8 protein-coding genes, 2 tRNA genes and 3 rRNA genes are annotated in these 13,881 nt (G+C 44.6%); 3 read left to right on the top strand and 10 right to left on the bottom strand.

The window, feature by feature from the left end; all coding sequences use genetic code 11:
- Window positions 1–241 precede the first annotated feature (241 nt).
- The gene (locus AC5YB1_RS09075; protein ID WP_494518901.1) at window positions 242–1,507 is read left to right on the top strand and encodes a cyclic di-GMP phosphodiesterase; all 1,266 of its coding nucleotides are present in this window, start codon (window positions 242–244) and stop codon (window positions 1,505–1,507) included.
- A 127-nt stretch (window positions 1,508–1,634) separates the two neighbouring features.
- The gene (locus AC5YB1_RS09070; RefSeq protein WP_494518900.1) at window positions 1,635–1,964 is read left to right on the top strand and encodes a DUF3135 domain-containing protein; all 330 of its coding nucleotides are present in this window, start codon (window positions 1,635–1,637) and stop codon (window positions 1,962–1,964) included.
- Between the two features lie 29 nt (window positions 1,965–1,993).
- On the opposite strand, the gene corA is transcribed toward AC5YB1_RS09070, so the two are convergent.
- On the bottom strand, window positions 1,994–2,941 hold the full coding sequence (corA, locus tag AC5YB1_RS09065; protein WP_494518899.1) for a magnesium/cobalt transporter CorA: 948 nt from the start codon (window positions 2,939–2,941) through the stop codon (window positions 1,994–1,996).
- A 190-nt stretch (window positions 2,942–3,131) separates the two neighbouring features.
- Window positions 3,132–3,497 carry a hypothetical protein gene (locus AC5YB1_RS09060; protein ID WP_494518898.1) on the bottom strand — a complete coding sequence of 122 codons (366 nt, stop codon included), beginning with the start codon at window positions 3,495–3,497 and terminating at the stop codon, window positions 3,132–3,134.
- 167 nt (window positions 3,498–3,664) lie between these two features.
- Here AC5YB1_RS09060 and AC5YB1_RS09055 point away from each other — a divergent pair, with 167 nt between their 5' ends.
- On the top strand, window positions 3,665–4,327 hold the full coding sequence (locus AC5YB1_RS09055) for a YccT family protein (RefSeq protein WP_494518897.1): 663 nt from the start codon (window positions 3,665–3,667) through the stop codon (window positions 4,325–4,327).
- Window positions 4,328–4,342: 15 nt separating this feature from the next.
- On the opposite strand, the gene AC5YB1_RS09050 is transcribed toward AC5YB1_RS09055, so the two are convergent.
- The 8 genes from AC5YB1_RS09050 to AC5YB1_RS09015 all read right to left on the bottom strand — a co-directional run bounded on the left by AC5YB1_RS09050 (window position 4,343) and on the right by AC5YB1_RS09015 (window position 13,868).
- A protein-coding gene (locus AC5YB1_RS09050) for an IS630 family transposase (protein ID WP_494518896.1) occupies window positions 4,343–5,378 on the bottom strand; the annotation gives its coding sequence in 2 pieces (ribosomal slippage) (window positions 4,343–4,918 and window positions 4,920–5,378; 1,035 coding nt in all).
- A gap of 67 nt (window positions 5,379–5,445) precedes the next feature.
- Window positions 5,446–6,481 (bottom strand): IS630 family transposase gene (locus AC5YB1_RS09045; protein WP_494518896.1). Its coding sequence is split into 2 segments (ribosomal slippage): window positions 5,446–6,021 and window positions 6,023–6,481, totalling 1,035 coding nucleotides; the frame shifts between segments, so codons are not numbered across the junction.
- 274 nt (window positions 6,482–6,755) lie between these two features.
- Window positions 6,756–6,871, bottom strand: a 5S ribosomal RNA gene (gene rrf, locus AC5YB1_RS09040).
- A gap of 104 nt (window positions 6,872–6,975) precedes the next feature.
- Window positions 6,976–9,869: ribosomal RNA gene (locus AC5YB1_RS09035) — 23S ribosomal RNA — on the bottom strand.
- Window positions 9,870–10,186: 317 nt separating this feature from the next.
- Window positions 10,187–10,262 (bottom strand) — tRNA-Ala (locus AC5YB1_RS09030).
- A 135-nt stretch (window positions 10,263–10,397) separates the two neighbouring features.
- Window positions 10,398–10,474: transfer RNA gene (locus AC5YB1_RS09025), tRNA-Ile, on the bottom strand.
- A 126-nt stretch (window positions 10,475–10,600) separates the two neighbouring features.
- Window positions 10,601–12,147 (bottom strand): 16S ribosomal RNA (locus AC5YB1_RS09020).
- The 16S, 23S and 5S rRNA genes sit together here with 2 tRNA genes alongside, the layout of an rRNA operon.
- 725 nt (window positions 12,148–12,872) lie before the next feature.
- Window positions 12,873–13,868, bottom strand: a complete 996-nt coding sequence (locus AC5YB1_RS09015; protein ID WP_494518895.1) for a tetratricopeptide repeat protein — start codon at window positions 13,866–13,868, stop codon at window positions 12,873–12,875.
- Between the last annotated feature and the right edge of the window lie 13 nt (window positions 13,869–13,881).

Below are 13,881 nucleotides of genomic sequence, written 5' to 3'. Positions count from 1 at the left end.
CATTCCCTGAGTAACAATCCAAATTGTCACTCAGGGAATGTTATCACTATCATGCTTCCTCTTGCCTAACTAAGCATCACTACCGAATTGCACGATGAAGCATTGTTATCGCATTCCTGTGATAACATTCTCTGTTTCAATATATTTTGCCTACATCTTTACTGCAACATAGCCTAATGAATTGTAAAGTCATCCGCTTCATATAAAATACCCGGTCACATTCAGGCAAACTAATCATCACATGAGCAAAAGCTGTAAAGTCAATGTTAATCAACTACAAACAGGCAATTTCGTGCGATTACCTGTCTCATGGAAAGAGCATCCCTTTCTATTTAACTCATTCAAACTCAAACAGAACACACAGATAGAATTAATTAAAAACTTAGGCATCGAATTTGTATTTGTCGACTTAGATAAAAGCAGCGTACCGCCATTGAGCAAAGTCGTCACGGAGAAAATCGACGACACTAAAACCAACAAAAAGCTTGATGTGCTAAGTGCCCAGATGAACCAAAATAAATTAAACAGAATAGAATACCTGCAACGGCTCAGGCGCGATCTACAAAAAACTGAACAACAGTTCGGTCGCTCGGTTGCCATGATGCGCAGCCTGATCACCAAATTACAACTGCGCCCACTCAACGCCATTAATGATGCACAAGAGCTAGTGAGTGATATAGCAGAGCAACTACTTAATTCAGATAACTTAGTCTTGCACCTTATGGCCGATGCCAAAGACGATGACGGCATCTATCATCATTCGCTCAATGTGGCAGTACTTTCTATGATGGTCGCAAAAGAGTTGCAATGGTCACGAGCAGATATTGAAGCGGTCGGACTCGGCGCCTTATTTCATGATATAGGCAAACTGAAAGTACCTGCACAATTAATGCGCAAGAAAACTCCGCTGACTCAACCTGAAATTAATTTTATTAAACAGCATCCTACTATGGGGGTGGCACTATTAAGGTTAGCAGATAACTTCCCTGCTAACGCAATGGACATCGTACGTGACCACCATGAATTTTTAGATGGCTCAGGCTATCCACGTGGGCTAAAACAAGAAGGCATAGGCCTACCGACGCAATTGGTCGCGGCGATCAATCTTTATGATCAGCTCTGCCATCCCGATGGTCAAATAAAGGCTCGAACCCCTTATGCAGCGTTGGCTTATATATATAAAAACTATAAACAAAAGCTTAATCAAGACGCCATTGGTAAGTTGATCAAAATGCTCGGCATCTATCCACCCGGCAGTATTGTCGAACTGTCTAGCGGACAATTTGCCATAGTGATGGCGGTTAATTTAGAAAAAATATTATTTCCAAGAATTTTGGTTTATGATGCGCAGGTCCCGAAAGATCAAGCCCCTATCGTCGATTTAGAGACCGAAGGCTTAACCATTGTTCGCTGTATTGCCCCATCAGCCTTGCCAGAAAAAATCCACAATTATCTGAGCCCTAGAGAAAGGGTAAGTTATTACTTTGGTAACTCAGCTAAATCATAAGGTAACCGACCGTCAGCGCCCTTGAGATATATCCAAACCTCAAGGAACAGCTTACCGTTATTGACTATCTGCGACTAGAATAAAGCAGATTAGTCGAGCGATAAGCACTAAAGACAGGTTGGGGAATATGGTTGAACTTCCAGACTTTGATAGTTTGCACTGGCTTGCACAACATGCGCCTGAACAGTTGGCTGCGCTGCAAAAAAATCTAAATCAAGCACTTATTGATGAAGCTGCGCCCAATACACGTGCGCAGCTAGAATCATTGCAGCATAATCTCAGCTTACAGATGTCGCGCTGTAGTAATCCATATGCAAAATGCTTTTTGACATTAAAGTTAATGAATGACAAATTCACTTCGCTGAATCAGGTCATAACGGAGCCACAAAGATTTCGAGATAATAAAGCCCAAGTAGTTCAACTTAAGGTAATTAAAGAGAGTAAAATCAACTCTTAACTACAGGGTTAACCATTAAGTGCCACTCGCTATAGCCAGCCCTTACGCTTAAAGAAAAAGTAAGTTGATGCAGCGCTACCAAACATCATCAAAATCGCCATCGGATAGCCCCACTGCCAACTCAGTTCTGGCATATTAGCAAAGTTCATTCCATAGGCACTCGCTATCACGGTCGGTGGCAGGAAAATGACCGCTGCAACCGAGAAGATTTTAATAATCTTATTTTGCTGCAAACCACTAAAGCCCATAGCAGCATCGAGCAAAAAGTTTAGCTTGTCGAAAATAAACTGACTGTGTGGCATCAGGGATTCAATATCAGACAACATCTCACGTAGATCTTTTAAATCATCATCTGTTAGCTTGCCACGATAATAGCGCTGCATATAACGCAGCGAGCGCTGGGTATCGAGCAAACTAAGGCGAATTTTACCGTTAGAATCTTCCTGTAAAGTAATTAACTTAAACACATCGTCAAGTTCATCACTTTCAAATACTCGATCGCCGACATTTTCGAGAACAGAATAAACATCCTCAATTAAATCAGATAGGTAGTCCACTTTTAGATTAAACAACTCTAAAAATAACGCTTGCGGGGTTTTCACATCCAACCTGCCCAAACGCAGGTAATTACGCAGTAAACGAATGAGGCCGACATCGTCTTCACGTAACGTCACCAAAAAATGACTACGAAGGTTAAATGATATGTTGACGCCTTTTACGTCTTGTCCAACACGCTGGGGAAACAAAGAGTTGATGTGTAAACCATCTTTATTTTGATAAAAACGCGCCGAAGCCTCAATCTCGTTAATATCTTCCTCTTCAGGCAATTCTTCTGATGAATAGCCTCGTAACCACTCACGTTCATCATCTTCGGGTTTGAACAGGTCTAGCCATAATGTCCCATCAGGAACGCTGTCTTGGACGTTCAATTCGATAATAGATAACTTATTCTCTTCATAGACATAAGCTGTGATCATATGGCCTCCTGAAAAAACACTCTGATGAAAAAGGGGTGCCATCGAAGCGCAGGGTGAATGAATCTTTATTGTACCGAATCAAGCACAATTGGCTAGCAGTTAAGATAAAACTAGTGGCATCTGCGATAACTTAATTATCAGCAATTACATGTGATGTTGTTTGATACCGACTTACGCGACAGAAATTGTGTTATTTGACATCGACTGGCGCAATAATTATCCGTTCTTGAGTCGACAAGCGGATCTTAATACCATCGACTGTAGTGAGCTCATTATCTTTTATATCCCGCTTATGCACTTGATAGATATTAACTTTATCCTCTAAAGGTGAAACAATGCTAACGCTAACAACCTGCTCCCCATCTTGCCAAGTCCAATACCAATACAGCGCGCTACCGAGCAACGCAAACACGACAAAGCCCATGGCAACATAACGAAATAGCAGTCGCTGGCCAAATTGAGTGGCGGTTTCAGTCTGCTCATAACGCGCCGGTTTACGAACATAAAATAATGCACCAGCAATAATTAACAAGGTTACCAACAATTTGGTTAGCACGGCACTCTCCATCAATAAACCGAGATAAATTATAACCCTAGCGCATTTAAATTACTGTTATTAATACCTCACACTGGACAAATTGTTGTCCATGATTTTTAACTGTCATTTTCAACATCTGACTTAAGTGCTATATAATTGTGAGCTGATCATTATCTGAGTTTTATATGAAAATACCGTATCCATTACTTTCTAAATTAGGGCTTCTCAGTGCGATGCTCATAGCGCCAACAACCTTAGCAGCTATCAGTGTCAGCTTACCGGCTAACACTAAGCCATTACTATTCAATGCACAAGAAACTGACACAACCAACTTAACCGCAGAGGATGGCGAGCAGCAGATAGTATTCAAATACCTAGCTAACTTTCGCCATCAAGGGCAAAATCAACGCTTTATATCTGAAGCTGTCATTGTGACTTTCACCGGGCAAAATGCAAAATACAAAATAAGTTTGCCCAAAATTAACTCTACTAGCGATGCAGATAAATTTAACCAACACCCCAAGGTCAGCATCATCGACGACAATGGCCAACAAATCGACTATCGTATTGATACCCTAACTAAAGATGGTATCCAGATAGGTCGTAATTACCGAGAGGAGATCAATCAATATAACCTCAGCGCAGCAGCTGCAGCCATCAAGATGCAACCACAAGTTATAGCAACATCTTTGACTGCAACACAGGTTTCAGTAACTGACAGCCCTGATAATACAACTCAGATTAATATTAGTCAGATGCTCGATTTTTGGTATCAACAAGCCAATGAACAAACTCGCCAAGCATTTAAAGCCAAAATAAATGCCATTGAACCAGCCAAATCCAAGTAATACCAAACTGGAAAACTAACTGGTCATATTTGCCCAGTCCCTAGAACACATTTGTGTCACTCGTTCTGAACTATCGGTAAAGGTATTCCAGGCATCACAAACGCTATCGACAATGTCTTCATAATTTCTAAAAACTCTATTGGCGAGACAATGCTGGCGCATCCAGCTCCATACTTGTTCGATTGAATTTAGCTCTGGTGAATAAGGCGGTAATTTGATGATGCTGACATTTTTGAATTCATCTGCGATACCTTCGGTATGCCAACCGGCTCCATCCATTATCACGACAGCATGTCGATCTATATCAGTGACGTCCGAGATCTGTTTTAAGTGGAGGTGCATCGCTTCCTTGCTCGTCCATGGAACGACTATTGCCTGACCTATGCCCCTATTAGGACATACAGAACCAAATAGGTATGCATATTCGAATTGCTGCTGCCGTACAACCCGTGGTCTGGTACCCGTTCTGGCCCAAATCTTCGTTGTCGTATTTTGTTGGCCAAATCTTGCTTCATCTTGAAACCAAATATCAATGCGATCTAAAGAAAGGTGCCCGGGGATCTTAAGGATCGTTTTAATTTGGAATTTTTTTAAACTCCTCCTGGGCTTCAATTGATTGTTTTGGGTGCTTAGAGCGTGAGGTTATCCACGAAAACCCCATATGATTCAACAAATAATAGATTGAGTCAGGATGATAGCTTTTACCAAACTCAGATAAAATGTAGCTATGAATATGTGCCCCCGTCAATCTACCACCTTGATCGCTATTTGCTCTTTTTTCTATATAGTCAGCGAGTTGGGCTTGTTGTTTCTTGCTAAGAAATGGTGGCCTACCTGTACGTGGCTTCTCTTGCAACCCAGCTAAGCCTTCCTCTAAAAAGACATGTACCCACTTATTAACACTCGTTCTACTCACTTTCAAAAAACGTGCAATTTGTGTTCGGGACTTTCCATCTTGAAAATGAGCAAGTGCAAGTAGCCGCATCTTCATTTGAATAGATGTTTGCTTACGAGCTAGTGAATTAAAGTCGGTATTCTTAAAGTTATCCATAACAACAAATGAAGAGAATATGATAAATACAATTAGATCATATTTTTACTTATACCAAACTGGAAAACTAACTGGTCATATTTGCCCAGTCCCTAGAACACATTTGTGTCACTCGTTCTGAACTATCGGTAAAGGTATTCCAGGCATCACAAACGCTATCGACAATGTCTTCATAATTTCTAAAAACTCTATTGGCGAGACAATGCTGGCGCATCCAGCTCCATACTTGTTCGATTGAATTTAGCTCTGGTGAATAAGGCGGTAATTTGATGATGCTGACATTTTTGAATTCATCTGCGATACCTTCGGTATGCCAACCGGCTCCATCCATTATCACGACAGCATGTCGATCTATATCAGTGACGTCCGAGATCTGTTTTAAGTGGAGGTGCATCGCTTCCTTGCTCGTCCATGGAACGACTATTGCCTGACCTATGCCCCTATTAGGACATACAGAACCAAATAGGTATGCATATTCGAATTGCTGCTGCCGTACAACCCGTGGTCTGGTACCCGTTCTGGCCCAAATCTTCGTTGTCGTATTTTGTTGGCCAAATCTTGCTTCATCTTGAAACCAAATATCAATGCGATCTAAAGAAAGGTGCCCGGGGATCTTAAGGATCGTTTTAATTTGGAATTTTTTTAAACTCCTCCTGGGCTTCAATTGATTGTTTTGGGTGCTTAGAGCGTGAGGTTATCCACGAAAACCCCATATGATTCAACAAATAATAGATTGAGTCAGGATGATAGCTTTTACCAAACTCAGATAAAATGTAGCTATGAATATGTGCCCCCGTCAATCTACCACCTTGATCGCTATTTGCTCTTTTTTCTATATAGTCAGCGAGTTGGGCTTGTTGTTTCTTGCTAAGAAATGGTGGCCTACCTGTACGTGGCTTCTCTTGCAACCCAGCTAAGCCTTCCTCTAAAAAGACATGTACCCACTTATTAACACTCGTTCTACTCACTTTCAAAAAACGTGCAATTTGTGTTCGGGACTTTCCATCTTGAAAATGAGCAAGTGCAAGTAGCCGCATCTTCATTTGAATAGATGTTTGCTTACGAGCTAGTGAATTAAAGTCGGTATTCTTAAAGTTATCCATAACAACAAATGAAGAGAATATGATAAATACAATTAGATCATATTTTTACTTAGATTGGTATTAGATTGGTATAACCCACTGCACGTTATTCGGCTTCTTAACACAAGATAGTGAGCCAAATCTAGTTGCCACAAGGATGTGGTGAATGTTGAAGATGTGTGACCCCAACATGAATATTGGAGCTCACAACGTTAATTTCAACAGCGGTTAAACGAAAAAATCCCCAACACGAAGTGCTGGGGATTTATCGATTCTCTTTCGAGAAGTATTAGGCGTCTGGAAATGACCTACTCTCACATGGGGAGACCCCACACTACCATCGGCGCGATTGCGTTTCACTTCTGAGTTCGGGATGGGATCAGGTGGTACCACAATGCTATGGTTTCCAGACAAATTTGGAAATTTAGAAAGCTGTTTTAAATTTGAGTACACTAAATCAAGTGTCGGTATTCTTTCGCTAAGTATTCACTTAGTTAGAAACCCTTTTGGGTTGTATGGTTAAGCCTCACGGGTCATTAGTACAAGTTAGCTCAACGCCTCACAACGCTTACACACCTTGCCTATCAACGTAGTAGTCTCCTACGGCCCTTTAGAGGACTTAAAGTCCTAGGGATGACTCATCTTAGGGCTCGCTTCCCGCTTAGATGCTTTCAGCGGTTATCGATTCCGAACGTAGCTACCGGGCAATGCCATTGGCATGACAACCCGAACACCAGCGGTTCGTCCACTCCGGTCCTCTCGTACTAGGAGCAGCTCCCTTCAATCATCCAACGCCCACGGCAGATAGGGACCGAACTGTCTCACGACGTTCTGAACCCAGCTCGCGTACCACTTTAAATGGCGAACAGCCATACCCTTGGGACCGACTTCAGCCCCAGGATGTGATGAGCCGACATCGAGGTGCCAAACACCGCCGTCGATATGAACTCTTGGGCGGTATCAGCCTGTTATCCCCGGAGTACCTTTTATCCGTTGAGCGATGGCCCTTCCATTCAGAACCACCGGATCACTATGACCTGCTTTCGCACCTGCTCGACGTGTATGTCTCGCAGTTAAGCTGGCTTATGCCATTGCACTAACCGTACGATGTCCGACCGTACTTAGCCAACCTTCGTGCTCCTCCGTTACTCTTTGGGAGGAGACCGCCCCAGTCAAACTACCCACCAGGCACTGTCCTCAACCCCGATTCAGGGGCCAGAGTTAGAACATCAACACTACAAGGGTGGTATTTCAAGGTTGACTCCACAAGAACTGGCGTTCCAGCTTCAAAGTCTCCCACCTATCCTACACATGTAGGGTCAATGTTCAGTGCCAAGCTATAGTAAAGGTTCACGGGGTCTTTCCGTCTAGCCGCGGGTATACGGCATCTTCACCGCAATTTCAACTTCACTGAGTCTCGGCTGGAGACAGCGTGGCCATCATTACGCCATTCGTGCAGGTCGGAACTTACCCGACAAGGAATTTCGCTACCTTAGGACCGTTATAGTTACGGCCGCCGTTTACCGGGGCTTCGATCATGAGCTTCTCCGAAGATAACCCAATCAATTAACCTTCCGGCACCGGGCAGGCGTCACACCGTATACTTCCTCTTGCGAGTTTGCACAGTGCTGTGTTTTTGATAAACAGTTGCAGCCACCTGGTATCTGCGACTCCCGTCAGCTTAGAGAGCAAGTCTCATCACCAACAGGAGCGTACCTTCTCCCGAAGTTACGGTACCATTTTGCCTAGTTCCTTCAGCCGAGTTCTCTCAAGCGCCTTGGTATTCTCTACCCAACCACCTGTGTCGGTTTGGGGTACGATTCCTGCTAACCTGAAGCTTAGAAGATTTTCCTGGAAGCATGGCATCAACTACTTCAGTTCCGTAGAACCTCGTCATCAACTCTCAGTGTATGTGCACCCGGATTTGCCTAAGTGCACCACCTACAGCCTTAAACGCGGACAACCAACGCCGCGCTAGCCTAGCCTTCTCCGTCTCTCCATCGCAGTTAGCAGAAGTACAGGAATATTAACCTGTTTCCCATCGACTACGCCTTTCGGCCTCGCCTTAGGGGTCGACTCACCCTGCCCTGATTAACATTGGACAGGAACCCTTGGTCTTTCGGCGAGGGGGTTTTTCACCCCCTTTATCGTTACTCATGTCAGCATTCGCACTTCTGATACCTCCAGCGTGGGTTACCCCTTCACCTTCAACGGCTTACAGAACGCTCCTCTACCGCACTAGCGCAAGCGCTAGTACCCATAGCTTCGGTGTATTGCTTAGCCCCGTTAAATCTTCCGCGCAGGCCGACTCGACTAGTGAGCTATTACGCTTTCTTTAAATGATGGCTGCTTCTAAGCCAACATCCTAGCTGTCTAAGCCTTCCCACATCGTTTCCCACTTAGCAATAACTTTGGGACCTTAGCTGATGGTCTGGGTTGTTTCCCTTTTCACGACGGACGTTAGCACCCGCCGTGTGTCTCCCGAGTAGTACTCATTGGTATTCGGAGTTTGCAAAGGGTTGGTAAGTCGGGATGACCCCCTAGCCTTAACAGTGCTCTACCCCCAATGGTATTCGCTCGAGGCGCTACCTAAATAGCTTTCGAGGAGAACCAGATATCTCCCGGTTTGATTGGCCTTTCACCCCCAGCCACAAGTCATCACCGCATTTTTCAACATACGTGTGTTCGGTCCTCCAGTTGATGTTACTCAACCTTCAACCTGCCCATGGCTAGATCACCGGGTTTCGGGTCTACACCTTGCAACTAAACGCGCAGTTAACACTCGGTTTCCCTACGGCTCCGCTATTCGCTTAACCTCGCTACAAAATGTAAGTCGCTGACCCATTATACAAAAGGTACGCAGTCACGGTCTCAAGAACCGCTCCCACTGCTTGTACGTATACGGTTTCAGGTTCTATTTCACTCCCCTCACAGGGGTTCTTTTCGCCTTTCCCTCACGGTACTGGTTCACTATCGGTCAGTCAGGAGTATTTAGCCTTGGAGGATGGTCCCCCCATGTTCAGACAAGATGTCACGTGTCCCGTCCTACTCGTTTTCACGTAAAGTTAGTTTTCATGTACGGGGCTATCACCCTGTGCCGCTGTGCTTTCCAACACATTCCACTAACACCCTCTACGCTTAAGGGCTAATCCCCGTTCGCTCGCCGCTACTAGGGGAATCTCGGTTGATTTCTTTTCCTCCGGGTACTTAGATGTTTCAGTTCCCCGGGTTCGCCTCACAACACTATGTATTCATGTTGTGATACATGCTTATGCATGTGGGTTTCCCCATTCGGACATCGTTAGCTCAAATGCTTGTTACTAGCTCGCCAACGCTTTTCGCAAGTTACTACGTCCTTCATCGCCTCTGACTGCCAAGGCATCCACCGTATACGCTTAGTCACTTAACCATACAACCCAAATGAGTTTCACAAGGAAACAAACTTTATCAAGCGGGTAAGCTTGACGTTGTATCGCAACTAATGGTGTTTACTTTCGCCAAAAGAATACTCATGAATCATCATTACAATGACTCGGCACTTGATTTAAGTGTTTGAGAACTCAATTTTAATTTTCGCGCCAATGCTACAAATAATCACGTACAAGTACGTCACTATCCCTTTCACATTAACACTATCAGCTTTCCAAATTTTTAAAGAGCGGGCTTAAAAAAGCCAAAGATAAATTTTGCATTTATCTTTGGCATCTCTATCCATGTGCAAGTAAATGGTGGAGCTATGCGGGATCGAACCGCAGACCTCCTGCGTGCAAGGCAGGCGCTCTCCCAGCTGAGCTATAGCCCCATTTACATGCAGTCAAACAAATATATCGAATGCCAAATAATTTTGGCGAAGCCAAATCGAGTTTAGTCAAGGTAACTTGTTGCGACGTTTAGTTCACTAAACGAGTAATAAGTTAACATAGAATAAACGAAGATTTGGTGGGTCAGAGTGGACTTGAACCACCGACCTCACCCTTATCAGGGGTGCGCTCTAACCAGCTGAGCTACAGACCCATTCTTTTTGGTTATTTAATTCTAACTGAATCAAATCCCTCAAAAATTATCTTTCGATATTTTGCTCTTTCTTTCTATCAAGTAATCTGTGTGAACACTCAACAAACATTAAGTTAGTCGTATAGGTAAGGAGGTGATCCAGCCCCAGGTTCCCCTAGGGCTACCTTGTTACGACTTCACCCCAGTCATGAACCACACCGTGGTAAACGCCCTCCTCGAAAGGTTAAGCTATCTACTTCTGGTGCAGCCCACTCCCATGGTGTGACGGGCGGTGTGTACAAGGCCCGGGAACGTATTCACCGTGGCATTCTGATCCACGATTACTAGCGATTCCGACTTCATGGAGTCGAGTTGCAGACTCCAATCCGGACTACGACAAGCTTTGTGAGATTAGCTCCACCTCGCGGCTTTGCAACCCTCTGTACTTGCCATTGTAGCACGTGTGTAGCCCTACTCGTAAGGGCCATGATGACTTGACGTCGTCCCCACCTTCCTCCGGTTTATCACCGGCAGTCTCCCTAAAGTTCCCACCATTACGTGCTGGCAAATAAGGATAAGGGTTGCGCTCGTTGCGGGACTTAACCCAACATTTCACAACACGAGCTGACGACAGCCATGCAGCACCTGTCTCAGAGTTCCCGAAGGCACTAAGCTATCTCTAGCGAATTCTCTGGATGTCAAGAGTAGGTAAGGTTCTTCGCGTTGCATCGAATTAAACCACATGCTCCACCGCTTGTGCGGGCCCCCGTCAATTCATTTGAGTTTTAACCTTGCGGCCGTACTCCCCAGGCGGTCTACTTAATGCGTTAGCTTGGGAGCCCAGTGCTCAAGGCACCAAACTCCGAGTAGACATCGTTTACGGCGTGGACTACCAGGGTATCTAATCCTGTTTGCTCCCCACGCTTTCGTACCTGAGCGTCAGTCTTTGTCCAGGGGGCCGCCTTCGCCACCGGTATTCCTTCAGATCTCTACGCATTTCACCGCTACACCTGAAATTCTACCCCCCTCTACAAGACTCTAGTCTGCCAGTTCGAAATGCTATTCCCAGGTTGAGCCCGGGGCTTTCACATCTCGCTTAACAAACCGCCTGCGTACGCTTTACGCCCAGTAATTCCGATTAACGCTTGGACCCCTCGTATTACCGCGGCTGCTGGCACGAAGTTAGCCGGTCCTTCTTCTGCGAGTAACGTCACACCTAAACGCTATTAACGCTTAAGCTTTCCTCCTCGCTGAAAGTGCTTTACAACCCGAAGGCCTTCTTCACACACGCGGCATGGCTGCATCAGGCTTGCGCCCATTGTGCAATATTCCCCACTGCTGCCTCCCGTAGGAGTCTGGGCCGTGTCTCAGTCCCAGTGTGGCTGATCATCCTCTCAGAACAGCTAGGGATCGTCGCCTTGGTGAGCCATTACCTCACCAACTAGCTAATCCCACCTAGGTACATCCAATCGCAGAAGGCCCGAAGGTCCCCTCTTTTCCCCCGTAGGGCGTATGCGGTATTAGCAGTCGTTTCCAACTGTTATCCCCCTCGACTGGGCAGTTCCCTAGGCATTACTCACCCGTCCGCCGCTCGTCAGCAAAGAAAGCAAGCTTTCTTCCTGTTACCGCTCGACTTGCATGTGTTAGGCCTGCCGCCAGCGTTCAATCTGAGCCATGATCAAACTCTTCAATTAAAGTTTTGTTGTTTGACTTACGTCAAACGGCTCAACGAATTCTGTTCGAACTAATCTTGCGATTAATTCTTTGTACATATTGCTATGAACACTCATCACCTCTCGTGAGAGAAAGTGAAAGAATTGGTTGATTTAATTCTTTGATTGCCAACCCTAAGGTTAGGCAATTTCGATTAACTCAACACCTGTGAGTGTCCACACAGATTACTTGATAAATTGTTAAAGAGCGTTAGCACATCTCGGTAGTTCCAAGTGGCTAGGGCTGCGTATTCTACGCAATCCGTGGTTCGCGTCAAGCAGTTTTTGAAAACTTTTTGACGCGGTACTTTTCAGTGCCTGACCACGCTGTAAGCTAGGTGTTTAACCAAGTTACTTAGTGCTTTACGACTTGTCTCTGCGAGCTTCGCCGTGTCAGTGGTTGCGCATTATAGGGATTGCTAATGATAGCGCAACCCTTATTTTTACCACACTGGAGCGTTCGCTTAAAAATCCACCCACCGAGGCTTTCTAGCACAATATTAGTACACTGTTTACCCTGTTAATCCTATGCCTAGGTACTCTTGTAGGGCGATACGTAGGAAGATGTTTTGAGTTAGTGCTTATGACTGCAGTTCGTTTTTCCTTTAATAGTTTTAGAATAATCCCTGTGAAAACCATATTGCCCAAGCCAAGATGCCTCAAAAAAAGACCTAGCAACTGCCAAGTCAGGTTAATACACTATTTTGTTAATTAATTTTAGAGGCTAATGCTATCTTAAGGTTTTTCTGTGCTCGCTCAAAATAGGTTGGCGAAGTGTCTATCGCTTGCTTAAACAGAGTGATCGCTTGCTCATACTTTCCTTCTAACATTAAAAAGTATCCAAGATCATTTAATGCATCGGCTGTGGACATCGTCTGCTCGAAACTAGCTAAAGCTTTTCGATAGGATCCTTTACGTATGTATACCAAACCTAAATTTGACCAGGCTCGACTAAAACTAGGATCTGCTCTTAATGCCTGCTTGAGATAGGCTTCCGCTTGTTCGTAGTCACCAACGAGATAAAATGAGTAACCTATATTAGTCGCGATTACCGACGATTGTGGTTGAAAAGCTAATATCAACAAAAAATAAGTTCTAGCCGCCTGATGATGATTCTCCAGATCTTCTAAAATCCCCAGCGCGTTGTACACTCGTAAAGGAGACAACTCATCTAAAGCAAGGTTGCTTGCTTTAGCTGTATTAGTCTTCCGCTCAGCTAATCTTTGTTGATCGAGCATGACCGTTTTTTCAAGATGTTTGCGAGCCAATGCATATTGACGTCGGTCAATCTCAAGTATCCCTAATTCAGCATTGACCAATATATGATCAGGGGCGATAACTAAGGCTTCGTTATACGCTTTAAACGCAATCTCTTTATTCCCTTTAGCCAAATGTATTCGAGCAATTTGATAAAAGGTATCGGCATTGTTCTGATTAAAATCTAGCGCTTGAATATAAGCATATAGTGCCTTATCGAGATCACCCGCTCGCTCAGCATTGATGGCTCGATCAAGTGCATCCTCCTCAGACAAAGGCGCACTTACACCTAAAGCAACTTGTGATTGTCCCTGATATAGATCTTGGCGCTGCGGTTTTGTTGAAATTTGAACTTCCTCATTGGTAGACGCGCAGCCACTCAGCATGAGAGTAAATACCAATGCCATAACAGCCAAGCGCTGCTCTCCCCAATACCTTATAAACATAAACTCGCTCCCT

Source organism: Shewanella sp. 433 (genome assembly GCF_059338565.1).
This window is presented reverse-complemented; position numbering and strand designations above follow the sequence as displayed.